This window comes from Lysinibacillus sp. GW823-FHT02G10 (assembly GCF_058797135.1).
On the sequence record NZ_JBXAJI010000014.1, the window covers coordinates 1 to 25,425 of the forward strand.

Consider the following 25,425-nt stretch of genomic DNA (forward strand, 5'->3'; position numbering starts at 1 on the left):
AAGAAAGATCAGAGAATAAATTCTCTGGTCTTTTTTGTTGTCTCAAAGTAGGCTGTCCATGGAAAAGGACAGCCGTATATACTAAAACTCAAGAGCACTCCGAAGATCATTTAGGTAAGATTGACTTACTGGTAACTCACTTCCATCAATTAAAGTGACAATAAAATTTGACGTTAAATCACGTGCCATTTTTTTTATGAAATGTATATTTACAATGTAAGATCTATGGATACGAATAAAATATGATGGTAATCGTAATTGAAGTTCTTTAAGTGTAATACTTGTTTTATACTGATCCCCCTCTACATAAAACCATGTTTTTTTCTGTAGGCTTTCAATATGAGATATTTTATTAATTGCTACAGGATTCCATTCCTCCTCTTGCTTTCCAGTTAAAAATTGAAATGGTTCTGCTCTTTTTGCTGTAAATGATGACGGTAGGACAATGACGAGAGCAGCAGGCTTATTTTGAATGTATATGGGATAACCAATGCCATAATATGGCGTATCGAAAAGGGAATTATCTAAAATAGCATCTGTTTTTTTTTGAGTCTGTAACACTTGGTCGGCAATACTCCCAGGTAATACTTGTTGACCTATCTCTAAATGAATACTTTGGTGACCAGAGTGAAAATAAACATAAGCATTTTCAACAGCAATAGCAATGGATGAATCAGCAGGTATCCAGTCTTTCAACATAAAAATATATTGTTGTGAAATATCTTTTACGAAAGAATTTAACTCATTGTTCATTGTGAATATCCCCCTTGTTTGTAAACAGTCTTCCAAATTTCATCGTCAAAAAAGGTAGTTTTATCCTTAAAATTTGATCTTTTATCGAAAAATAATGAAAATTCAAATAGTCTGTTATATATTAATTTACAACAAATAAACCTGTTATGGAACAGATAATTAAAAGTTTTTTAACAGAGTATATTGTACACAAAGGGGAAGGTGGAATTTCAATATGTCAACTCGTCAAGAAAGAATCGAAGCTTTAGAAAAACAATGGGCTGAAAACCCACGTTGGGCTGGTATTGAACGCACATATTCAGCTGAAGAAGTTGTTAAATTACAGGGGACAGTAGTAATTGAACAAACACTAGCACAAAAAGGTGCTACTCGACTTTGGAATTCATTACATGAGGAACCGTTTATCAATGCATTGGGGGCATTAACGGGGAATCAGGCAGTACAACAAGTAAAAGCTGGATTAAAGGCTATCTATCTATCAGGCTGGCAAGTAGCTGCTGATGCAAACCTGTCTGGTCAAATGTATCCTGACCAATCATTATATCCAGCTAACTCTGTACCAGCAGTAGTAAAACGAATTAATCAAGCGCTTCAACGTGCAGATCAAATTGATCATGCTGAAGGACGTGTTGATCAATTTGATTGGTTCGCGCCAATCGTAGCAGACGCAGAAGCAGGTTTTGGTGGGCCTCTAAACGTATTCGAGCTTGTAAAAGGTATGATTGAAGCAGGAGCAGCGGGTATTCACTTAGAAGATCAATTAGCATCTGAAAAGAAATGTGGACACCTTGGAGGTAAAGTATTACTTCCAACACAAAATGCTGTTCGTAACTTAGTAGCTGCACGTTTAGCAACAGATGTTATGGGTGTAGATACAATTTTAATTGCACGTACAGATGCTGATGCTGCTGATATGGTTACATCAGATATTGATCCACGTGATGCAGAATTCATCACTGGTGAACGCACACCTGAAGGCTTCTTCCGTACAAAAGCTGGAATCAAACAAGCAATTGCTCGTGGTTTAGCTTACGCTCCATATGCAGATTTAATTTGGTGTGAAACTTCTAAACCATCACTTGAAGAAGCTAGAGAATTTGCTGAAGCTATTCATGCTGAGTTCCCAGGTAAAATGCTTGCATACAACTGCTCACCTTCATTCAACTGGAAGGCAAATCTTTCAGAAGAAGAAATTGCAGAGTATCAACGTGAACTTGGTAAGTTGGGTTACAAATTCCAATTCGTTACTTTAGCAGGTTTCCATGCACTTAACCACTCTATGTTTGAGCTTGCTCATGACTATAAAGATAATGGTATGGCTGCATATTCTAAGCTACAACAAGCAGAATTTGCTTCTGAGTCTAAAGGCTATACAGCTACACGTCACCAACGCGAAGTAGGTACTGGATACTTTGATGAAATCTCTCAAGTTATCTCTGGTGGTACTTCTTCTACAACAGCAATGGCAGGTTCTACTGAAACGGAACAGTTTGTATAAGTCGTAATTTAAATACGTGTTTTCCTAAATTCATAATCATAGAATAGTCTCCTCCGCTCCTCCTAAAGCGGGGGATGACGAAACTAAAATGGCAAAGGTGGGTAAACAGCTAATGGAACAAGCAACGACAGGTAAGCTTAAAATTGTTGGAGAACAAAATGAGCAAACTAATGAAATTTTGACACCTGAAGCTCTTGAATTTGTTCTTGCTCTGCACGAAAAATTTGATGCTCGTCGCAAGGAGCTGTTGGAGGCTCGACAAGAACGCCAAAAACGACTTGATGCGGGAGAGAAGCTGGATTTCCTACCAGAGACAAAGCATATTCGGGAAGGTGATTGGGTAATCGCACCACTTCCAAACGACTTACAAGATCGCCGTGTTGAAATTACAGGGCCAGTTGATCGGAAAATGGTTATTAATGCGTTAAATTCTGGAGCAAAAATGTTCATGGCATGCTTTGAAGACGCATCTTCTCCGACATGGGAAAATATGATTGGCGGTCAAATTAATATGCGTGATGCTATTAATAAGACGATTGAGTTTACACAAGAATCCAATGGTAAAACATATAAATTAAATGATGAGACAGCAGTGCTGTTAGTTCGTCCACGAGGTCTACACTTGCTTGAGAAGCATGTCCTGGTGGATGGAGAGCCGATTTCTGGCAGTTTCTTTGATTTCGGTTTATATCTATTCCACAATGCCAAAAACGCACTTGCACAAGGTACAGGGCCATATTTCTATCTACCAAAACTTGAAAGTCATTTAGAGGCTCGACTATGGAATGATGTCTTTGTGTTTGCTCAAGATTATATTGGTATTCCACAGGGGACAATAAAAGCTACTGTATTAATCGAAACGATTTTAGCTGCGTTTGAGATGGATGAAATTTTATATGAGCTACGTGAACATTCAGCTGGTTTGAATTGCGGTCGTTGGGATTATATTTTCAGCTATATTAAGCGTCTACGCAATCAAGCTGATGTTATTTTGCCAGACCGTGGGCAAGTAACGATGACAGTACCTTTTATGAAAGCCTATACATCTTTATGTATTCAAACATGTCACAAGCGAAATGCACCAGCAATGGGCGGAATGGCAGCTCAAATTCCAGTTAAAAATGACGATGAGGCCAATGCAGTGGCATTTGCAAAGGTGGCAGAAGATAAACGTCGTGAGGCAACAGAGGGGCATGACGGTACATGGGTAGCACATCCTGGTATGGTTGCAACAGCGATGGAGCAATTTGATGCTATTATGACAACGCCTAACCAAATTCATAAAAAGCGTGAGGATGTACAAGTATCTGCCGAAGATTTAGTAGCTGTACCAGAAGGAACAATAACAATTGAAGGTCTACGTATTAACTGTAGTGTTGGTGTACAATATATTGCTTCATGGCTTCGAGGTAACGGAGCTGCACCAATTAATAACTTGATGGAGGATGCTGCAACAGCAGAAATCTCTCGTACACAAGTATGGCAATGGATCCGTCATCCGAAAGGAATCTTAGATGATGGACGTGGTATTACACTAGCATTTGTTTTAGAAATATTGGAAGAAGAACTTGTGAAAATTAAAGAGGCTGTTGGGGAACAAGCTTATAACAGTGGTCGCTATGAAGAAGCTGCTGAACTGTTTAAATCCTTAATTGAACAAGATGAATTTGCGGAATTCTTGACACTTCCAGGGTATGAAAAATTAGCGTAAAATACAAGTCTACTATCCAACATATCAAACTTTCCTAATAACTATCTAAGGATTGCACTCGAGTACAATCCAGCCTATTCCACTAACATAACGTGACGGGGTCTGTTCCCCCGTTTAGAGAGATGAGCACGATTGAATTAAAAGGGGTCTATAAATAAAAGTTAAGAGATTTTAAGGGGTAAAGATGTCTTACTAGCTTAGATGGGGAGCAGTAAGGCATCTTTTATATAGTACATCCGCGTAACTACTTTTTTAGTTACGCGGTTTTTCTATGCTAATTTACTACGGCTAGTACAAAGCCGTCATACCCTTTGACACCCACTGTTTGTATAGCCGTTGCTTCAATTCTTGGGTTTGCTTTTACTAAATCTATAAATTCTTGTACGCCTCTAACACGTTCATCCTCACTATTTTCATTAGTTACCTCACCATTACGTACAACATTATCTGCAATGATAAGAGCGCCAGATTTTGCTAATTTTAAAGCCCACTTCAAGTAAGCGGGGTTATTAGGTTTATCAGCATCAATAAAGATAAAGTCAAATAATAGTCCAGCGTTTTTTAAGTTTGGTAATGTATCTAGGGCATTTCCTACAATGACCTCAACCTTTGGTCCATACCCTGCATTCGCTATATTTTGCTTGGCAACTTTGGCGTACTCTTCATTAATTTCTAATGTCACAACTTTTCCTGCCTGAGGAAGAGCTTGGGCTAAACAAATACTGCTATAGCCTCCAAGTGTGCCGATCTCTAAAATATTTACCGCACTTTTCATTTTTGCGAGTAAATATAATAGTCTCCCTTGAGTAGGAGATACATCAATCTCTGGAATACCTGCAGCTTTATTAGCCTGTAGTGCAGTATTAAGATGTTCGTTTTCTGAAAGGAGCTTAGTCATGAAATAGTCATCTACGTATTGCCAAACATTTAATTCTGTCATTATACAGTCCTCATTTCATTATGCTTTAAAGTGCAAGCTTGCCAATCAAGTGTATGATAGAATGAATCATAATAAAAATATATTATTATTATTAATACATAACTAAAGATTATGAATTGAGGTTAAATCATGAATAGTCATGGCATAAAATTGTTTTATCAAGTTGCGGTTACAGGCAGTTTTACAAAAGCTGCAGAAATGCTATGCATAAGTCAACCTGCAGTTTCAAGTCAAATCAAACGTTTTGAACATGAAATTGGAGTCCAGCTATTTCAACAACAGGGACGTGGTGTAGTACTTACTGAATTCGGTGTGACACTAGCAGAAAAAGCTCAAAATCTTATTGCTCTTGAGCAACATATTGAAACATTTATAGAAGATTATCGACTTGCAAGAACTGGGAATTTACACATTGTTGCAACTTTCTTACCTGCTAATTTTTTAATTCCTAAATGGGCGGCTACTTTCAAGGCTGCTAATGAACAGGCGAATTTAATGATTACAACAACCAACACAAAGGATGCCTTTGAACAGTTAATAAACTATAAAGCGGATATGGCTATTTACGGTGGGGGAATGTCTGAAAGACCTAAGGAAATAGAGTGGGAGGAATTATATGAGGATGAATTATGGTTTGTAGTATCGCCAAATCATCGCTATGCACATCAATCTATTACATTAGTTGAAATGTTTCAGGAGCCTTTTATTATGAGAGAAGTAGGTAGTTCGATGAGGGAGCATCTTTTCTCATTATGTCAAACATACCAAGTGAGACCACCAAATATCGCACTCCAATTTAATGGTATTCATGAAACCATTCGCTCAGTCATGGCAGGCTATGGTGCAAATTTTATTTCTTCTCTTGCGGTTAGAGAGTATGTAGAGAGTGGGCAATTGGCGAGAGTTTATGTGAAGGATATACATGCCATTAAACATAAAATTGCAATTTGTACAAGGAATAATGAGAAGCAGAATTTACTTGTGCAAAGGTTTATTGAAACCATAAAAAATTCCCCCATTTAAACATTTGAATCTCATGCAAGGTGGAGAGAAATTTGTTATATTAGTTGTATAACAAATGTGGAGCTGATAAACATGTTTATTCAAATAGAATTTCAATCAGACGTACCTATTTATGAGCAGGTAACACGTCAAATTATCGAAGGAATTGCTAGAGGAGAAATGAAGCCAGGTGATACTTTGCCGTCTGTGCGGAGTTTAGCTGCCGATTTAGGTGTTAATATGCATACTGTTAATAAGAGTTATCATGAATTAGAGGCGAAAGGGATTATTACCATTCGGCCAAAATCTGGAGCTATTATAAGTTCAGCAGAGGAGAGAGCTTTATCACCTGAGCAACTACGACAAATCGAAAAGAATTTAAAACCTGTTGTGGCAGAAGGAATGGTGCTCGGCGCAACAGCTGACCAAATTGAGCACATGATGAAAAAAGTATTTGCTGATTTGCAAATTCCAGCAGAGGGAGTGTAGCAAAATGCTACTTGGCGTTTTTATAACCATTTACATCATGACATTAGCTTTGCAAATAGTCGTTCCCTATATTGTAAGAGAGACTATCGTTTTTGGAGTCACAGTGCCTGATCAAATTATTAAGCATCCCATCTTAGCTCAGTTGAAAAAACAGTATGTGCAGTTCGTAGGGGGAACAGGGATAGTTTTTCTAATCATCATGATTATAAGTTACAATCAATTTGCTCCTTCTGAAGCTATTCAAAGTATTGTTTTATTAAGCTGTTTGTTTAGTATGCTTACAGTAAGTATGGCGTTGTATTGGATAAATCATCAAAAGGTATCGAAGTTGAAAAAACAAGAGCAGTGGGGTGTAAATATTAAACAAGTACGGGCAGTGGATTTAACTGCAAGAAGTCGTGATGAAATGCTTCCTTGGTCTTTTTTTGCTGTACCATTAGGAATATCCGTATTTTTGATGATTTACACATACTTTCATTACGATCTCATGCCAAATGATATAGCAGTACATTGGGGGCCGAGTGGTGAAGCGGATGCATGGAGAAACAAGACCTATTTTACGGCTATTTCACTGCCACTGGTAATGCTAATGATGCAATGTATGATGTGGGGAATTACCGACTCCATTAAACGTTCTGCAATTAAATTAGCTGTAAATCGCAAAGAGGAGTCGTTGGAGGATCAGCTAAAAACACGAAAATACATGAGTTGGCAAATACTACTGATAAGTTCTGCATTAACAGCTTTATTAACAATTTTACAATTAAGCAACATCTATCCTTCTATGACAGTAGGCTATAAGCTATTACCAGTATTTATTTTGTTCTTAGTTGTTTTGCTGGGTTCATTACTGATATATGTGGTGAAAAAGTATAAACATAAAGTACGCTATGAAGCAAATATAGATTCCCAGGTAATGGACGTGGATGAGGATCGTTATTGGAAGGGCGGCTTAATTTATATGAATCGACAAGACCCATCCGTTTTTGTGGAGAAACGCTTCGGGGTAGGATGGACCATGAACCTTGCCAATCCTAGAGGCTATATTGTGATTGGTTTACCTTTTGTCTTATTGCTGTTGATTTCTATATTTTCGTTATAAAATAATAGTAATTTGTGATGAAAAAATTCGTTCTATATGATCGGATTTTTTCTTATTAACTGGAGGTGGGCAGATGAAGATCCTTGTTGTCGATGATGACGTTCATATTTTACAGCTAGTCAATATTTATCTTACAAAGGAAGGCTACCAAGTGCTACTTGCTGAAAATGCAAAGCAGGCACTAGCCTTACTCGAAGGGAATCTGCCTGATTTAGCTGTTGTCGATGTGATGATGCCAGGAATTGATGGTTTTACACTAACAGAGTATTTAACTCAAGATTATGATATTCCTGTTTTATTATTAACAGCAAAAGGTGAGCTAGAGGATAAAGAACGTGGCTTTTTAGCAGGATCTGACGATTATGTTGTAAAGCCCTTTGAACCAAAGGAATTATTATTTCGTATAGCTGCAATTTTGAGGAGATTTGATAAAAAAAATCAAGTAACTATTCAAGTAGGTAAACTAGTAATTGACCGACGAAGCTTTGAGGTTGTAATAGGGGAAAATACCCTTATATTACCTTTAAAGGAATTTGAATTACTGGCTTTGTTAGCATCACGCCCCCATCAAGTATTTACTCGCAGCTATATTATGGAACAAGTATGGGGCTATGACTATGATGGAGATGAGCAAACGTTAAATACGCATGTGAAGCGGATTCGTGAAAGATTAAACCGATATGACACGGCTGTTGAAATTACAACAGTAAGAGGTGTTGGCTATAAGCTAGAGGAAACAACATGAAAACGTTATATAGTAAATTTGTTGTAACAACAATGCTAGTAATGATCGGAAGCTTATGTATGGGCTTTTTGGTAACGAATACCTATTACCATCAAGTTGTAAAAGAAAAAAATGATGCGAAAAATGTTAGCATAGCACAGGATATTGTGCATTATATTGAGACAAACAAACCAGAAGATTTAAATAGCTATCTAACAACCTTGGGTGAAATCGGCTATCAAATATATGTGACAACTGGTGAGGAGGGGCATTTTTTTGGCGGTCCATATCGTGATAAAACATTGTCAACATCTGTTGTGGAGCATGTTTTAAATGGGGAAACCTATCATGGTATGCGAGATTTTCCTAAAGAAACCTTTGTAACAGGATTTTTTGCTAACGAACTGAATAATACAATTGGTGTGCCATTTACCTATGAAAGCAAGTCCTATGCACTATTCATAAGACCAGATATTCGTTTATTGTTTTCTGAGGTGCATACAATACTCGCAGGATTAATGTTGGTTATGACAGTACTGAGTCTTCTTGCCATGCTACTATTTGCTAAAGCATTAATTCGCCCCATTACGAAGTTAACAGCAGCCACTCAACAGCTAGCACATGAAAAATTTGATACAGTTCTAGATATTGATCGTGCAGATGAAATTGGTCAATTAGCATCAAGCTTTAATAGGATGACCGAGAGATTACAGGAAAATGATCGTACACGGAAGGAATTTATTAGTAATGTATCACATGATTTTCAGTCGCCTTTATTAAATATTCAAGGGTATGTAGATTTACTGAAAAATCCTTCCCTTACTGAACAGGAAAGACAGGAATATGCAGCAATCATAGAGCTAGAAACAAAACGCCTATCTACATTAACCAAACAGTTATTATTATTAACTTCCCTTGACCAATCGACAAGAATTGTAAAACGAGAGTCTTATCGTTTAGATGAACAGTTAAAGGAAACCGTACGAAAGTATCGTTGGCAAATGGAAGAGTCACAGCTTCAAATATCATATAAGCTTGAGCAAATTATTTTTGATGGCGATGCAGGGCTTTTACAAAATGTATGGGATAATTTACTGACAAATGCCATTAAATATAATGTAGAGGGTGGGCAAATACATCTACATTTACAAAAAAGATCTGCCTCACTTGAAATTCTTGTTGAGGACAGTGGGATAGGAATGACTGAGGATCAATTAGCAAAAGCATATGACCGTTTTTATCGCGCCGATGCGTCTAGAACCAAGCAAGGGACAGGGCTAGGCTTAGCGATTGTCAAACAAATTGTTGAGCTACATGGAGGGACCATACAGATGCAAAGTACGATGCATGCGGGCACAAAGGTTTATATCCATCTACCAATTTTGTCATAAGGAGTTCATATAAAGTTCATGTTCACACGATAAACTGCTACTTAGTTGAAACACAACTAGGGGGAGTTATCGTATGGAACAAAAGTGGAGCATACGTCTTATTCGATTAGCGGCAATCTTTGCTTTAATCGGCACATATTTAGGTTCACATATGTCGGGATCAGGTAGCTATGAATATAGACCGATACATGCACATATTTTACTGGTCGGCTGGCTTAGTATGTTTGCCTGGGGTATTTTTTATAGAGCCTTCAAAGTGAAATCACAAAAATTAGTAACCATTCATGGTTGGACAGCTATTGTGGGTGTTCTGGGCTTAACGTTAGGCATGTGGTTTTACAATATAAATCCATTTAATTTTGGTAGCACTTTTACATTAGTCTTCTTTATTGTAGGAGGAACTACACTATTAATTAGCTTTGCTTTATTTATTGTTGTAACATTTATGATTCAACAACAAAAGGATAATAGCAGTCTTTAATAAAACCTACCGTGTCATTCGTGATGCGGTAGGTTTTAAAATATTTATTTAATTTCTTCAAGTGACTTTTTCAGCCATCTTGTCGCCTCTTGATAGTCTTGTGCAACACCATGCCCTTTTTTGTATAGCATACCAAGCTGGAATTGGGCTTTTTGATGTCCTTGATTAGCAGATAGTCGATAAAGCTGGGCTGCCTTTGCAAAGTCCTTTGGTACGCCCTGTCCATGAATGTGCATTTGGGCTAATTGGTATTGTGCTTTCATATGTCCTTGTGACGCAGCCTGTTCAATCCATTTAGCTGCCTCTGTGTAATCCTGCTCTACCCCTTTACCTTTATCAAATATATTGCCTAGTTGATACTGCGCACCTGCATGGCCTTGAATGGCTGCTAGGCGATAACATCTGCGCGCCTCTTCAAGATTTAAGGCTACCCCTAATCCCTGTTCATATAGTAGACCTAATTGATATTCAGCTTGAATATGTGATTGATCAGTTGCTGCTCGCCACCATATCACGGCCTCCTTATAATTTATAGGAACACCATTTCCAGATGTCAGTAATAGGCCAAGCTCATACTGAGCATCTGCATAGCCTTTTTCTGCCGCAGACCTAAAATATGACATTGCTTTGGCTGGATCTTGAAGCTGATATACATATAGACGTCCTAGCTCGAAGCCAGCGCTGATATGGCCATGGTCAGCAGCTAGCAGTAGCCACTTTTCTGCTGACACAAGATTCTGTTCTTTTTCATACAGCAGGCCAAGACAGTATTGAGCATTTAAATGTCCTTTATGTGCCGCTAGCTTGAACCATTTTAAAGCTTCTATATGATCTTCTATCATTCCTTGCCCAGTATTATAGAGCATGGCCAGTTGAAACTCTGCGTTCACATGGTCCTGTAAAGCAGCCATATGAAACCATTTTGCCGCTTCTTCTTGGTTTTGGGGAATACCACGCCCTTTTAGATGCATATAGCCGAGATTGTATTGAGCACTTGCATCTCCAGTTAAGGCAGCCATTTTGAAATAAGCAACGGCTTTATCATAGCTTTGCTCCACACCCGTGCCATTATGATAAAGGAAGCCTAGATTGTTTTGGGCACTTGTATTACCTTGATTGGCTGCTAAGGTATACCACTTGGCAGCTTCGTTAAAATTTTGAGATAGGCCTAAGCCTTGATTATAGAGTACACCTAAATTGTATTGAGCGTCAGCATTCTCTAAATCAGCAGCTATTTGGTAATGTCGTGCAGCCTCTAGATAATCCTGTATAACACCTTGGCCTAGATGATAAAGTACACCGAGGCTATAGTGAGCATTTGCGTCATTTTGTGCGGCAGCTCGTTCATACCACATTTTTGCAAGCCGATAGTCCCTTTCTACCCCTCGACCATGATTGTAAAGAGCACCTAAGTTATATTGAGCACTTGCATCTCCGTTCTGGGCAGCTACTTCAAACCATTTGACAGCATGTTCGTAAGCCTCTTGAGACTGCTCATGCTGAAGTATATTTTTATCAAATATTGAAGGAAGTTCTGTGACATGAGAAGACATGTGGTTCGATTTGAAACTACGATCATAGCGCTTCATAAACCATTCAACAATATCGCTAAGATAATCTAAAACAATTTTAGCTGCTTTGGCTTCTACAATGTCATTACTAGTATGGCTTGTCATTTTATGAATTAGATTCATCAATAAATAAATCCGACGAGGATGAATTTGCGCCACAAAACTTCGATTATTTAATAGCATTCGGACATTTTTGAGTTTAGGTTCGGTATGCATTTCCAATCGGTAAATCTCATATAAAATTTCCTCTAATACAAGAAGTGACTTCTGTAAGGATTCTGCTGGGGTTGAAATGGCGAGCAAACTAGCATCCTGTAAATTTTTAGCTAATATTGTGAAGGACAGCTGTCTTAATTTTTGACATTGTTCTTCAAGATTTTCATAATGCATGACGAAAGTACTCACCTCTTTCAGTTAATTACCTTGGCGTCGTTGCAAGCAATTTCTTATTCAACCTTTTTACAAAGCGCCTCTTCATCTCTTTGTTCATATATCGGAGAAAAATCGATATTATTGATATGTTTTAATGGGATTCATCAGTTGAATTGTTGCTGTTACATGATACTATTTGATATAAGGGAGATTCGTAGCTACGGAGAACCTGTCAGCCTTTAGGTGGGGGATCGAAATGAAAAATATTGCAGCTATTATACCAGCATATAATCCACAACAATCACTCATTACCTATGTACATCAATTGTTAGCAACGACTATTACACAAATCATCATTGTCAATGATGGGAGTGATCAAAAATATAAAGATATTTTTGAAAACCTAGATAAAATTGAACGCTGCCAAGTACTACAGCATGATTGCAATATTGGTAAGGGTGGCGCACTTAAGACCGCCTTTGCATATATACGAGAACAACAAGCGAGGTGCCATGGTATCCTTACAGTTGGGGCCCATGGGCAACATACTTTACAAGATGTGAAGCTTGTTTTAACGATGACAAAGGTGTTTTCTGAAGGGATTGTGCTAGGTGTACGTAACTTTCGTTCAACTGATAGTACATTTCTTTCTTACTGGGGAAATCGTGCAACAAGCTTATTTTTCGAGATACTGTATCATAAGAAATTAATGGATACACAAACAGGTTTACGTTATATTTCCATCAATGAGTTGCCTTGGTTAATGAAAGTAAAAGGTGAACGCTATGATTATGATACAAACATGTTAGTTGCTGCACTTAAAAGAAAGTGTCCAGTTTTCGAAGTTGAAATTGGGCAATTACGTATAAAGAAGAATTCAATAATTCAGTACGATGAAATAACAAACGCTGGTACCATTATTACGAGAATGCTCATAAATTATCTAAAGCCAAGGAATAGTAATGGCTAGGTTTAAATTTAAAATAATGAGCTAGGATAAAGAATAACGATCACTCATTAGAGCGTAGCGAGTATAAGAGAAGGAGCAATGTATATGGAATATTCAGATCAAGTGAAAAATCGTGTGAAACGGATGGAAGGACAGCTACGTGGCATTTTGAAAATGATGGAGGAGGAAAAAGACTGTAAGGCAGTCATTACACAATTATCAGCAGTACGCTCTGCTGTAGACCGTACAGTTGGGGTTATTGTTAGTACAAACCTATTGGAATGTGTACAGAATGCTGAAGGGGATGGCGAAAAAATGAACGAAGCCATTCAGGAAGCAGTTAATTTAGTGGTGAAAAGTAGATAATTTTCTAAACTCCTGAACAATTACAGAATCTAAATCGAAATAAAACTCACTATTAATTAGGTGAGTTTTATTATTTTGCAAAAAAATAGTTATATTCGCTAATTATATTTTATTATTAGGTATTTTATATTATATAAAATTTAATATATTTTTAGTTAAAAGTCTTAGTTAGTGAACTTGTATTATAGCTTAGTAGGTACATTCTTTGCTATGCTAAATAGTGAAGAAAGAATCAAGGGAAGGTGATGAGTGATGAAAAAATTATTGTTATGTGGTGCGGCTTTATTGATATTAAGTCCAACTGCGGTCTATGCAAAACAAACAGAAAATACCTCCCAAATTTATCCTATGGTAGCGAACTCAACAGTAGCAAATTGGGATCAATTAACAGAAGAACTTGCAAAGCAAATACAAAACTTTGAGACCGATATAAAAATTACGTATACAGGCAAAATAGGCGACCTCAAAAAAGAAATGATGGACGCACTTGAAAAAGCTAAGCAACAAGCCGTTTATGCAAGTGGACATATAGAAAGTACCATGGTTTCCGCAGATTCTCTAGGGAATGTAACGTATAAAATGAAGTACCTGACAAGTCAAACTCAAGAAGTAGCTGTACAAAAAAAGATTAATCTAATATTGAAAAATATTATCAAACCTTCTATGACAGATTTCCAAAAAGTAAAAGCTATTAACGATTATATTGTATCCAATACTATGTACGGGACTAAAACTAAGGCAAGTCCACATAGTGCTTATGCTTTGTTTTTTGAAGGACAAGCTGTATGCCAGGGTTATGCATTGGCAGCACATGCTATGTTAGAGCAGTCTGGGATAGAGACAAAATATGTTGTAGGTTTTGTAAATGGGAATGAGGCACATGCTTGGAATTTAGTAAAGGTTGATGGGAAATGGTATCATTTGGATACAACATGGAACGATCCTTTGCCAAATCGCGTTGGTGCGGCGTCCTATGACTATTTTTTAGTGTCGGACAATCAAATTAGCAAAGATCACACTTGGATTAAAGGAAATTATCCTCCTGCTACAAGCACTAAATACAGTTATTTGCTTAATGTTCATTTCGCACATCAGTTAAATAATATTGTTTATTTTAGTAATACTGCAGATAACGATAAACTGTATAAGCTTGATATGACTAGTGGTAGCAAGTCAAAGGTATTAGATAAACGTGCGTTGTATATTACAGGGACTAATCAAAACCTATATTATAGTGATTACAGTAACGGTGGGTATTTGACAAAGCTAGATTTAAAAACGTTAAAAGCTGAGGTGCTAGTGAAGCAGCCAGTAACAAATTTAAAGGTTAGTGACAATTATTTACTGTATAATGTCCAGACAAAAGAACATAAACTTAAAATTAATTAAGTCAACAAACAAATATTAACAGGCACAAATGGACCCTTAAGTGAGTTCTTTGTGCTTTTTTTGTATATAATGTAAGGAAGACGGTTGGAGGTGAGGAGTTTGTGGAAGAAATTAGCTATAATTGCCATTATTATTATTTTTATTGATCCTATTTATACGGCTGGTAAGGCTGTTGTTCAGCAGGTGGTCGATTGGACAAATAATGATGACATAGAAACTATGCTACTTTCAACAAAAGAGAAGATCGTAGATGTTACTGCAAGACTTTCAGATAATGCCTCAATTGAAACAGCCCTACCTATAGAAGATGTCCATGAAGCGGAGGTAGCCCCTACAGCTCCACCTATTCAGAAACCTGAAACAAAGTTAGTCGTGACAAATGCCAAGGAACTGGCTGATGCGATGTATGCGTACTATAATAGCTTTTCACCAAAGTTTGAAATTCAATATAAAGGGAATACACAGCGAATTGAACAAATTGTAGAAGAGGCCTATAACAATGCTATCAAACGCGATGACTATGTTTACGGCCATGTAAGTAAACATTCAATTCGATATGAATATGGGCGAAATAAAGCAACTATTTTTGGAGAACAGAGCTATTTAATGACGCCAGAGCAGGCGGCATATGTGGAGATGAATGTTCAAGAAATTATTGCTAAGATTAGTAAAAAATCTATGACGGATGTAGAAAAGGTACGAGCTGTCAATGACTATATTGTTGCCAATACTTCCTATACAGAACAAACGAATTCTAGCCCACACAGCGCTTATACCGTTCTTGCCGAGCACGGGGGAGTATGTCAGGGCTATGCTTTACTTGCCCACTCTATGCTTCAAAAATTGGGTATTGAAACAAAATATATCGTAGGCTATGTAGGTCAAGAGGGACATGCGTGGAATCTAGTCAAGTTGGATGGACAATGGTATCATCTCGATACGACATGGAATGATCCAGTACCAGATCGTAAGGGCGCAATACGCTACCAATACTTTTTAGTAGATGACCGTACAATGGCGAAGGATCACACGTGGATTGCTGAAGACTATCCAAAAGCAACAAGCACACTGTATAGTTATTATCATGATATAGACTTCCCAGCACAGGTTGGAGACCAATTGTTTTATAGTAATATTGCAGATGACAATAAGTTATATGTACTAGATATGAAAACTGGTAAAACGAAGCGTGTCACAAATTCACGGGCACAATATATCGTTTATTCGGATGGTTGGCTCTACTTTAGTAATTATTCCCGAGGGGCGTATTTAACAAAGATTCGTCCAGATGGTAGTGGAGAAGAGGTACTAAATAGGGAGGATTCGAAGGATTTATTTATAAAGGATGGGTATCTCTATTTTACGACGAATGAATTGAAGAGACTGGCACTTTAAAAGCAAGAAAAGGGCAATGACTTATAAACAGTCATATGCCCTTTTTGTTCGTTCAATTAAATAGGTAATAGGCTGATGCTGACAAAGGATAATGTCCACTTGAGGATACATGAAGGTTATTTCCTCTGTAAAGAACTTTAAAATGAGTGGATTATGCTTGATGGCACCACCATTGCAATATAGATTAAATGGTGTATTCTGATAGTTAATTTTTTTCAATACAGCGTTTGCTAGAATAGCTAGTTCGTGGGCTGCTTGTTGAGATATTTCGATGGCACAAGCATCTTTTTGCTCGACTGCCTTTGCCACAAAGGAACCCATCTTGGCCAGTTGTGCATTGGTATAGGAAGGGCGGAATAGCCATTCAGCGAGCTCTGTAACATCTTGTATACCTAAAGATTGATAGACGGCTTCCTTTAAGATTGTTGGTTTCCCACGACCATCCTCCATCTTAAATATAGCTCTTACGACTTCCTGCCCTAACCAATACCCACTTCCCTCATCGCCAGCCCGATGTCCCCAACCCCCTACACGTACAATCCGCTGCCCATCAAAGGCATAGGCAATAGCTCCTGTTCCAGCGATGAGTAGTGCACCTGCCTGTCCAGCAGTCACACCTAATAGTGTGGCCTCCGCATCATTTTCAATAATTAGTGTATCGATTTGTAACTGTGTGGTCTGAAGAGCATTTTGAACAATGGTTACGACGGTTGCATGATCCTTCGGAGAATCAATGCCAGCTAAAGCAAAGGTAGCTACAGCGATTTGAGAATTAGGATACTTTTGCAAAAATGTTTCAACATTTGCAAAAAGCTCTTGTAAAATTGCTGTAGCTGATTCAACACCAATGGCTTGATAATTAGAGCCTTTAGCGGATATAGAATATTCAATGTCACCAGATTCAGCATGAACAACAGCACATGCTGTTTTTGTCGCCCCACCATCAATAATTAATAACCATTGCTTCATTGATTCCATTCCTCTAGAAAGGCTGTTAGTTCTTTTTCTGCTTCAATAATGGAACTTTCCTTTAAGCGAATCCATTCATAAAAATCATGGGCATTCAGTTTGGAGCGTTCAAGAGCAGCTTTCATAGTGGCTGGAGCGGGTCCACCTAGTAATGTTCGTACACCAACAAAAGATTCTGGTTTTAATGTCTTATAGAAATCCTCTTCTGAAATAGTTAATTCCTTGCCCGTGATCAATTTCGATTGTGTATTTGCAAGTCCCCATGTAAGACTAGCTAATGATTCCTCTCCATGAGCAAGTAGAACCTTAATACATTTACTAACAATACTATGTGCTTGACGGAAGGAAATGCCCTCTGAACGGACTAATGTATCAGCGAGCTCAGTGACATTCGCAAAGCTATTTTCAGCGCGATTTTTTAACTTCTTCTTATTGACATCCATTGTAACAACAAGCGAACCAAACAACTTATAAATACCAATTAAGCGGTCAATGGCACGCCATAAATAAGGCTGCATATCATCCTCAGTGTCTACGATATCGCCAAAAGGTGTATTATGTACCATCTGTAATACTGTACTTGCATCTCCTACAACCGCAGATAGTAATGAGCGTGTATGTTCTATAGAAACAGGATTACGCTTTTGAGGCATAATAGAGCTTATTTGCACATATGGACTTGCGAGTGTAAACGCATTAAACTCCTGAGTAGCCCATAATAAAAAATCTTGAGAAGTACGGCCAAGATTGAGTGCTGCAAGCTGTACAATACTTGCAGCCTCAGCTATATAATCTGCTCCTGCAACCGCATCCCATGCATTTTCGATAATATCATCAAAGGCTAGTAGATCACGCATACGTTCTCTACTAATATTAAAGCCTGTCGTTGTTAAGGCAGCGGCTCCCATACTGCTACGATTGACGGTTTTATAGACATGCTGCATTCGTTCAAAATCACGCTCTAGCTGATCGATGACGGCCTTTAAATAATGGGCGAAGGTTGTAGGCTGGGCCTGCTGTGTATGTGTGTAGCCAATCATAATGGTATCGATATGTTCCTCTGCAGCAGCGATTAAATCATCACGTAATGTTAGTAACTCGCGCATTAATAGTAATAATTTTTTTCTTAATGTCATTCGATAGATGGCAATACCCATATCATTTCGGCTTCTGCCAATGTGAAGATTTCCAGCAACATCACCAGCAAGCTCTATTAATTTATTTTCAATCCGGAAAAATAAATCCTCATATTGGGGACTGTAATCCTCTAAACGATAATAATTTAAGTCAATTTTTTTTAGAGCTATCCCAATTTGCTTTGCTTCATCTTTTTTTACAAGTCCTTGTTCTTCTAACATTTTTAAATGAGCAATATTGATTTGTAGCATAATTGTTAAAAAATTTTTTTTTGCCTCATCATAAGCTGGCTGTAAAACAATTTTTCGATAGATGTTAGAAGGGAATATCATCCCATCTTCCAGCTGTGTTTTATTGCGAAAATCTTCAAACATTGTCATGGCCCCCTAATAGATTGGCAGCTAAATGGCTGTACCAGCACTGCCTTTTGATAGTTTTTCAGAAATAATAAGGACAACTAAAATTAAACAAATTTGTAAGACACCATAAGCACAGGCGGTCCCAAATTTAAATGCATATAATTTTTGGAATATCGCTACAGACAATGGAATAGTGGATGTACTGTAAATTAGAATGGATGCAACGAATTCACCAAAGCTTTGCACGAGGGCTAAGAGTGTCCCTGCTAAAATCCCGGTGAATGTTAAAGGCACAACAATACGTCTAAATGTATACCACCAGTTGGCTCCTAAGCCACGTGATGCCTCTTCAATCGATTGATCTAGCTGTACAAGAGAGGCGGATGTTGATCGAAAAACAAGTGGTAAATGTCGAATAAAGTAGGCTAATGGCAAAATCCAAAATGTCCCGATCAATACTTGATTAAAACTAAAGATACTTTCTGTACTAAAAGCAGCAATTAAATTAACAGCAACAACTGTTCCTGGCAAAGCCCAAGGTACCATTATCAAAATATCGAGCAAGGTTTTCCCTTTAAAATTTAAGCGCACCATAGCATAAGCAGCCGCGACACCAAAGATAATATTGCCCAGTGTTGCAATGACACCCATTTGAATGGAGTTCCAAATAGGTCGCCATGTGCGCTCATCGGTAAAAAGGGCAATATAATGATCAATTGTATAGTCGGTCGGGAGAATTTGCGTTTTCCAAGCGCCATCCACAGAAAAAGAGATCAATATCAACACTAAAATAGGCAGTATCAATATTAATGTGCCAACAAAAGAAGCGATTGTTGCTATAATTTTTACCTTTTTTGAGGATACCTCTGAACGATGAACACTAATTCCCTTACTTAGATTTTGATAATTTCTGCGATTTTGATACCAGCGCATAATGATTAAAAAAGTGATAGATACAAAAGATAATATCATCGACTGTGTCGCAGCCATCTCAAGATTACCATTTGTACGTGATAAATAAATTTGCATCGTCATAGTACGCTCTACACCAAACATCAAAGGTGCAGTATAAGAAGCCATAGAAATCATAAACACCAATAAGGATGAGGCAACAATAGAAGGTGTGAGCATTGGTAAAATAACCTTTGTCCATACGCGAATACGCCCTGCACCCAGACTAGTAGCTGCCTCTTCAAGAGCAGGATCAAGCCCCTTAATAGCAGCAGAGGCAGTCAAATAGAAGTACGTATACATTGTGAATGTATGAACAACGATGACGCCCCATATTCCCTTCAAGGCAAAAGGAACGTGATCCAACCCAAATAGATGCTGAAAAATTCGTGGGAAAATCCCGCTATCACCATATAAAAATGAAAAGGACAAAACACCTACTAGAGGAGGAAGTGCCATTGGAACCAAAACTAAAACAGACAATATCCGTCTCCCAGGGAAATTATAGCGTTCTAGTAAAAAGGCCATTGTTACCCCAACAAGTGCACAGCAAATAACACTGATAAATGAAATATAAATACTGGTCCACAAGGCCTCTAAATTTGCTGGACTAGCTATATCAAAAAATTTCTTATAGTGAAAGAATGCTTCATCGCCAGCAAAGCTTTGGATGAAAGTTTGATAGAAGGGGTAAACCACATAGGCGAATAACACTAAAAATAATGGCGATATTAAAACATAGACAAACCAATTAGCATGAAAAATTCGCGTCCACGTACTTTCAGACTGTTTCTCCATATTGGCTTCCTCCTATTCCCCTAAAAAGTATAGTGAATCTTGTGCCATATGGATTGTAATATCTTCACCGATCTTTTTGATTTGGTCATAAGAATTAATAAGCATTACTTTAAGTGAGAACGCAGTAAAATCTACAATGTAATTAACGCTAATGCCTGTGAATTCAACAAATGTAATTTTTCCTGTTAATGTGTTTTCACCAGTACCAAGTTGAATCGATTCTGGACGAATAGAAATAAATACTTTGTCTCCAATCATATGCGTTAAGGAGGGAGAGCTTTGTTGCTTTCGCCCAGTTAAATTATGTCCATTCACTGTTCGTACTTGTACATTTTCCCCATCAATAGCTTGGATTGAGCATTCAATTAAATTAGTTTCACCAATAAAATTTGCCACAAAACGATCCTTGGGTTGATGATAAATTTCCTGAGGAGTACCAATTTGTTTGATATAGCCATTTTCCATGACCATAATTCGATCCGACATAGACATGGCCTCCATTTGATCGTGAGTAACGTATATCGTTGTGACTCCAAGCTCAGATTGGATTCGTTTGATTTCAATACGTGTTTCCTCACGCAATTTTGCATCTAGATTGGATAGAGGTTCATCAAGCAATAAAATATCTGGCTCTATCACGAGTGCTCTAGCTAAAGCAACACGTTGCTGCTGTCCACCAGATAGCTCATTTATTTTTCTGTTGCCGTAAGCAGCAAGATGCACTTGGCCTCTAATTCGATCAACCTTGTGCTGAATCTCAGCTTTTGAAAATTTTCGAACTTGTAAACCAAATGCAATATTCTCATCAACTGTCATATGGGGGAAAAGGGCATAATTTTGAAATACCATGCCGATATTGCGCTTATTGGGCTGAAGTCGAGTGACATCTCGCTCATCAAAAAGAATTTTGCCTTTAGTAGGGTAATAAAAGCCTGCAAGCATCCTTAAAGTGGTTGTTTTGCCACAGCCGCTAGGACCGAGAAAGGTAAAAAATTCACCAGCTTTTATTTCAAGATTTAAGTCTTTCACGCCATACACTTGACCAAATTGCTTCGAGACATTTTCAATTCTGACACTTCTCAATCATTAGCTCCTCTCTAACAAAGAATCTAGATGATACAGGAAGGTAAAAATTCGCTGTATAAGCCGAATTTTTACCCGTTCTACTATTTACCGCGCCCTTTAATATTGTTATCCCAGTATTCCATCCATTCTGCTTCTTTGTCAGACATTAGCTGCCAATCAATATCAAATGTTTTTAAATCTAATTCCTGATACCATTCTGGCATGGAGGCTTTGTCGATATCAGAACGTGTAGGAATTTGATAGTAATCATTAGCTAATTGTGTTACCATCTCTTTTTCAAATAAAAACTCTACAAATAGTTTCGCATTTTCTAGGTTTTTCGCATTGTTTACAACTGCTACACCGTCTACTAAAATAGGTGCTCCACTTTTAGGATAAATATAATCAAAAGGATAATCTGTCGTATATTTTTTTAACAAAATATCTTGTAGATTCCATAGGGAGACACTGCCTTCTTGACGTGTTAGCTTTAAATACAAGGCATTAGGGTCTTGTGTGTACTCCTTTGTATTGGCATCTAATTGTAGTAACCATTCATAGCCTTTTTCTGGTGAATCTGCATCTTGCCGTACAATCATGGAAGAGTAAATCGTACGCATTGTGCCTGACGCCAGTACACCTCTGATTAAAATTTGATTCTTCCATTTAGGATCTAATAATTCATCCCAGTCCTGTGGACCAGTTTCTTTTGTTAGTAAATCACTATTAATCATAATTACTTCTGGTAACAGCATCTCTCCGAACCATCGTCCTTCAACATCTTTGTGTGTGGTATCAATAGAGTCAATAAAGCTCGGCTGCCAAGCATGTAGTAAGTCTTCATTGGCGCCAACAATGAGCGCTGATTGGGTTCCGCCCCACCAAAAATCTGCTTGAGGATTGGCTTTCTCTCCACGAAGACGTTCTAAAATTTGTTGAGCACCCATCGTTAGAAATTCTACTTCAATGTCTGGATATTTTTCATTAAACTGATCGATCACATTTTGCACCATTTCTTCGTCACGTCCAGTGTAAATTACTAGCTTGCCTGAAGGCGACGTTGCTGCTACTTCTGTTTTTTTACCATCCGATGCCTCGTCATTATTTGCTGCATCATTTGTAGAATTTTGCTGATCTTTGCCATTACAAGCAGCTAAAACGAAAAGCATTAACATAAGGAAAAAACCAAGAATATAGGCTTTTTTCATCAACTTCCCCTTTCTTAAAGTAAGTTACTTGCATATTGCAGTATAATACCGAAGGGGAACATTAATGTTAGAATTATTAAAAAATTACATTTGCATTCATCATAGCGAAGTGCATAATGGTAAGCAATGGCATTTCATTAAAGTTCAAAAAAACTCCTTAAAAAGGAATCATTCCATTTTTAAGGAGTTTTTTGTCGTTTTATGAATGTGCTTCTAATAAGCTATCCTTTTGTTGACGTTGTGCAACAATGGTTGGCAGCATCATACCAGCAATCACCAGTACAATCCCGATAATTTGTACAGCAGTTAAAGGTTCATGCAAAACAATAACGGAAACAGTAACAGCCACTGGTAATTCAATGGCACTTAAAATAGAAGCAAGCGCACCACCGATTTTAGGGATAGCAATTGAAAATAGATAAATCGGTAAAATGATACCGAAAAGACCTAATGCTAGTCCGTATTTCCACAGGCCTTGCATGAATAGTTTACCGTTCCAAATAACCTCGGGGCTTAGGAAAATACTGATCAAAATAAGGGCTACAGAGGAAACGATTAATACCCTTGATGTGGTAGTCACGCCCTCGACGGGTCGAGAATTAAATTGAATAAAACATGCAAAAGTAACGGCTGCTGTAAAACCGAATAGCCATCCTTGAATAGGAATGTCACTTAAATCTACATTTAATACACCTGCAGCTAGAATCGTTCCTATAAATAAGATAACGATTGAAATTACTTCAGGTCTATTTGGTAATCTTTTATGGAGGGCACAATCAATCAGTAGACCAATCCATGTAAATTGGAATAACATGACTACTGCAAGAGAAGCAGGAAGATACTTTAAAGATTCTCCGTACACGATACCTGTTGTCCCTGTAAAAATTCCCGCGCATATTAAAATAAGTAAGCCCTTCTTGGACGGTCTTGGTAATTTTCTGTCAGTAAAAATAAAGATGGATATTACGAGTAAAAAGCCAATAATATATTGGCTTGATACAGCCTCTGCTGATGTAAAGCCATGCTGCATAGCTACTTTGACAATAGTCGACAAGATCCCGTAACTACTAGATGCAATAACAATCAAAAGAGGGTAAATCAAATTGTTTTTCATATATTAGTTATTCACTTCCTAAAACTGTTTAACCATATGGTGAAAAGGCTCATCAATAATTGACCAAGGCTCCGTAATAACAAATCCTAGTCGTTCATAAAGACGGCGAGCTTCTTCTTTTTGGGTTTCAACATTTAATGATAATTTTGTATAGCCACGCTGCTTTGTCAGCTCTTCAGCAAATTGTAATAGCAATGTTCCGATTCCTTTACCACGTGCAGCTGGTGCAACACAAACTGTATCAATGTAAGCCTCATCTTCATGGGCTTCTTGGTCAATAACAATGGATGGCGCATTTTTTGCTTCAAGCCATTTAACAAGGTTAGCGTCCATGTGAACGGCTTGTTCGCCGTGATAATAAACGAGAATCCCCAAAATCTGTTCATTTTCAGTAGCGACAAAAGTATTTAAATAAGAATGTCGATTGTCTTCTTGGTGAAAAAGAACAGTCAGCTCTTGTATAACAGCCTCCGTTGATTGCTCACCAGTTAAGCGATTAGCAATATCGCCAATGGCGTCGATAATTAAAGGCACAACGGCATGGGCATCTTGTGGTTGCGCTTGTCGAATTGTAATACTCATTTTGATAATCCCTACCTTTCTATAGGCAAGTATAACAAAGATAGGGGATGACTCAAGTTATCCATCCGCTCATAAAGAAATCCCAAAAGTAAAAACCTTTATAGAATGACAATTTTCGTGTTAATCTATAATGACTAGACTTTCAGGAGGACTATCATGACAAAGCAAGAGAAGGATTTTATATTAGTCTATGGAGATGCTTTTATTGACTATATTGCTGATGATGTAACAAACACATCATTTACTAAATATATGGGTGGCGCAACGGTCAATGTTGCAGCGGGTATTAGCCGCATTGGTGCGCCTTCCGCATTAATTACAATTACGGGGGATGACGAGGGCTCGCAATTTGTGCGAGATGGGCTTGCCCAAGAGGGTGTGAAACTGGATTATGCCGTATTTGATCCAGCAAAACGAGTAAGTGGTGTATATGTGCATCTAACAGAAGCATGTGAGCGAATTTTTAAGGATTATGTTGATGAAACACCTGATTTACAAGTTGAACCATCACAGCTAAATGAAGCAGCTTTTAAGCATGCCTCTGCTTTAACGGTGTGTTCAGGCACAATGTTCCATCCAACAGCTCTTGCTACAACACGAGCAGCAGTAGAAATGGCTAAGGACAAGGGTGCGATTATTGCAATGGATGCAAATATTCGTCCTTTACGTTGGAGCAGTGAAGAAATTTGTCGAGATACGATTACATCATTTTTCGAGGATGTCGATATTTTAAAGGTGACGGATGATGAGCTATTCTTCCTGACAGAGACAAGTAGCTTAGAAGAAGGTATCGAGCAATTAAATAGCTATTTAGTGCCTATTATTTTAATTACCGTAGGAGAAAACGGGACTTATGCAGTCCTTAATGGTGAAGTTATCCATGTACCTACTGAGAAAGTAGTGCCTGTGGATACAACAGGTGCGGGAGATGCATTTATGGCAGGTGTCCTACGTGATGTCCATTACAATGGTTTACCTACAACAAAAGAAGAACTAGTGCGTTGTACAAGCTTTGGCAACAAATTAGGAGCTTTTGCCGCAACAAAAGCAGGTGCTTTAACGGCTCTACCATATTATGAGGATATTAAGCATTTACTAAAATAAAACAT

23 protein-coding genes are annotated in these 25,425 nt (G+C 37.8%); 13 read left to right on the top strand and 10 right to left on the bottom strand.

Annotated features, from left to right (window positions below; translation table 11 throughout):
- Positions 1–81: 81 nt before the first annotated feature.
- Positions 82–753 (bottom strand): LytTR family DNA-binding domain-containing protein, encoded by a 672-nt coding sequence (locus tag AC1RFD_RS21650; RefSeq protein ID WP_257962188.1) that lies wholly within the window; start codon positions 751–753, stop codon positions 82–84.
- A 214-nt stretch (positions 754–967) separates the two neighbouring features.
- Between AC1RFD_RS21650 and aceA the strand changes: the two genes are divergently transcribed.
- Positions 968–2,251: an isocitrate lyase gene (aceA, locus tag AC1RFD_RS21655; protein WP_492475251.1), complete on the top strand. Its 1,284-nt coding sequence runs from the start codon at positions 968–970 to the stop codon at positions 2,249–2,251.
- 112 nt (positions 2,252–2,363) lie between these two features.
- Complete coding sequence (gene aceB, locus AC1RFD_RS21660; RefSeq protein ID WP_048395937.1) at positions 2,364–3,962, top strand: malate synthase A; 1,599 nt, start codon at positions 2,364–2,366, stop codon at positions 3,960–3,962.
- A 274-nt stretch (positions 3,963–4,236) separates the two neighbouring features.
- Here the strand turns inward: aceB and AC1RFD_RS21665 are convergent, their stop codons facing one another.
- Complete coding sequence (locus AC1RFD_RS21665) at positions 4,237–4,902, bottom strand: O-methyltransferase (protein ID WP_269897519.1); 666 nt, start codon at positions 4,900–4,902, stop codon at positions 4,237–4,239.
- 129 nt (positions 4,903–5,031) lie between these two features.
- Here AC1RFD_RS21665 and AC1RFD_RS21670 point away from each other — a divergent pair, with 129 nt between their 5' ends.
- The 6 genes from AC1RFD_RS21670 (at position 5,032) to AC1RFD_RS21695 (ending at position 10,091) form a co-directional block, all read left to right on the top strand.
- A complete protein-coding gene (locus AC1RFD_RS21670; RefSeq protein WP_490762225.1) occupies positions 5,032–5,925 on the top strand; it encodes a LysR family transcriptional regulator in 894 nt (297 codons plus the stop codon).
- 72 nt (positions 5,926–5,997) lie between these two features.
- Positions 5,998–6,393 carry a GntR family transcriptional regulator gene (locus AC1RFD_RS21675; RefSeq protein WP_269897518.1) on the top strand — a complete coding sequence of 132 codons (396 nt, stop codon included), beginning with the start codon at positions 5,998–6,000 and terminating at the stop codon, positions 6,391–6,393.
- A 4-nt stretch (positions 6,394–6,397) separates the two neighbouring features.
- Positions 6,398–7,495 (top strand): DUF1648 domain-containing protein, encoded by a 1,098-nt coding sequence (locus tag AC1RFD_RS21680; RefSeq protein ID WP_492475252.1) that lies wholly within the window; start codon positions 6,398–6,400, stop codon positions 7,493–7,495.
- 73 nt (positions 7,496–7,568) lie between these two features.
- On the top strand, positions 7,569–8,240 hold the full coding sequence (locus AC1RFD_RS21685; RefSeq protein ID WP_326141355.1) for a response regulator transcription factor: 672 nt from the start codon (positions 7,569–7,571) through the stop codon (positions 8,238–8,240).
- The gene (locus AC1RFD_RS21690; protein ID WP_326141356.1) at positions 8,237–9,610 is read left to right on the top strand and encodes a HAMP domain-containing sensor histidine kinase; all 1,374 of its coding nucleotides are present in this window, start codon (positions 8,237–8,239) and stop codon (positions 9,608–9,610) included. The genes AC1RFD_RS21685 and AC1RFD_RS21690 overlap by 4 nt, the downstream gene beginning before the upstream one ends.
- 73 nt (positions 9,611–9,683) lie before the next feature.
- Positions 9,684–10,091, top strand: coding sequence for a hypothetical protein (locus AC1RFD_RS21695; protein WP_048395933.1), 408 nt, complete (start codon positions 9,684–9,686; stop codon positions 10,089–10,091).
- A gap of 44 nt (positions 10,092–10,135) precedes the next feature.
- Here the strand turns inward: AC1RFD_RS21695 and AC1RFD_RS21700 are convergent, their stop codons facing one another.
- Positions 10,136–12,052 carry an SEL1-like repeat protein gene (locus AC1RFD_RS21700; protein ID WP_492475253.1) on the bottom strand — a complete coding sequence of 639 codons (1,917 nt, stop codon included), beginning with the start codon at positions 12,050–12,052 and terminating at the stop codon, positions 10,136–10,138.
- A gap of 238 nt (positions 12,053–12,290) precedes the next feature.
- On the opposite strand from AC1RFD_RS21700, the gene AC1RFD_RS21705 reads away from it, so the two are divergent.
- The 4 genes from AC1RFD_RS21705 to AC1RFD_RS21720 all read left to right on the top strand — a co-directional run bounded on the left by AC1RFD_RS21705 (position 12,291) and on the right by AC1RFD_RS21720 (position 16,133).
- Positions 12,291–13,004 carry a glycosyltransferase family 2 protein gene (locus AC1RFD_RS21705; protein ID WP_048395935.1) on the top strand — a complete coding sequence of 238 codons (714 nt, stop codon included), beginning with the start codon at positions 12,291–12,293 and terminating at the stop codon, positions 13,002–13,004.
- Between the two features lie 84 nt (positions 13,005–13,088).
- On the top strand, positions 13,089–13,349 hold the full coding sequence (locus tag AC1RFD_RS21710; RefSeq protein WP_004233098.1) for a metal-sensitive transcriptional regulator: 261 nt from the start codon (positions 13,089–13,091) through the stop codon (positions 13,347–13,349).
- Between the two features lie 252 nt (positions 13,350–13,601).
- Positions 13,602–14,738, top strand: coding sequence for a transglutaminase domain-containing protein (locus AC1RFD_RS21715; RefSeq protein ID WP_269897513.1), 1,137 nt, complete (start codon positions 13,602–13,604; stop codon positions 14,736–14,738).
- Between the two features lie 90 nt (positions 14,739–14,828).
- Positions 14,829–16,133, top strand: coding sequence for a transglutaminase domain-containing protein (locus AC1RFD_RS21720; protein ID WP_312145358.1), 1,305 nt, complete (start codon positions 14,829–14,831; stop codon positions 16,131–16,133).
- A 21-nt stretch (positions 16,134–16,154) separates the two neighbouring features.
- Here AC1RFD_RS21720 and AC1RFD_RS21725 read toward each other — a convergent pair whose 3' ends face one another.
- From AC1RFD_RS21725 to AC1RFD_RS21755, 7 genes are all read right to left on the bottom strand, one after another.
- The gene (locus AC1RFD_RS21725; RefSeq protein WP_492475254.1) at positions 16,155–17,102 is read right to left on the bottom strand and encodes an N-acetylglucosamine kinase; all 948 of its coding nucleotides are present in this window, start codon (positions 17,100–17,102) and stop codon (positions 16,155–16,157) included.
- The gene (gene argH, locus AC1RFD_RS21730) at positions 17,099–18,613 is read right to left on the bottom strand and encodes an argininosuccinate lyase (RefSeq protein ID WP_054548557.1); all 1,515 of its coding nucleotides are present in this window, start codon (positions 18,611–18,613) and stop codon (positions 17,099–17,101) included. Before argH ends, AC1RFD_RS21725 begins: the two co-directional genes overlap by 4 nt.
- Before the next feature lie 27 nt (positions 18,614–18,640).
- A complete protein-coding gene (locus tag AC1RFD_RS21735) occupies positions 18,641–20,347 on the bottom strand; it encodes an ABC transporter permease (protein ID WP_492475255.1) in 1,707 nt (568 codons plus the stop codon).
- Between the two features lie 12 nt (positions 20,348–20,359).
- The gene (locus tag AC1RFD_RS21740; RefSeq protein WP_066038451.1) at positions 20,360–21,430 is read right to left on the bottom strand and encodes an ABC transporter ATP-binding protein; all 1,071 of its coding nucleotides are present in this window, start codon (positions 21,428–21,430) and stop codon (positions 20,360–20,362) included.
- An 83-nt stretch (positions 21,431–21,513) separates the two neighbouring features.
- Entirely contained in the window at positions 21,514–22,620 is a 1,107-nt protein-coding gene (locus tag AC1RFD_RS21745; RefSeq protein WP_492475256.1) for an extracellular solute-binding protein, read from the bottom strand.
- Between the two features lie 199 nt (positions 22,621–22,819).
- The gene (locus tag AC1RFD_RS21750; protein WP_492475257.1) at positions 22,820–23,734 is read right to left on the bottom strand and encodes an EamA family transporter; all 915 of its coding nucleotides are present in this window, start codon (positions 23,732–23,734) and stop codon (positions 22,820–22,822) included.
- An 18-nt stretch (positions 23,735–23,752) separates the two neighbouring features.
- On the bottom strand, positions 23,753–24,316 hold the full coding sequence (locus AC1RFD_RS21755) for a GNAT family N-acetyltransferase (protein ID WP_066038452.1): 564 nt from the start codon (positions 24,314–24,316) through the stop codon (positions 23,753–23,755).
- Positions 24,317–24,472: 156 nt separating this feature from the next.
- Between AC1RFD_RS21755 and AC1RFD_RS21760 the strand changes: the two genes are divergently transcribed.
- The gene (locus tag AC1RFD_RS21760) at positions 24,473–25,420 is read left to right on the top strand and encodes a carbohydrate kinase family protein (RefSeq protein WP_054548551.1); all 948 of its coding nucleotides are present in this window, start codon (positions 24,473–24,475) and stop codon (positions 25,418–25,420) included.
- Positions 25,421–25,425 lie beyond the last annotated feature (5 nt).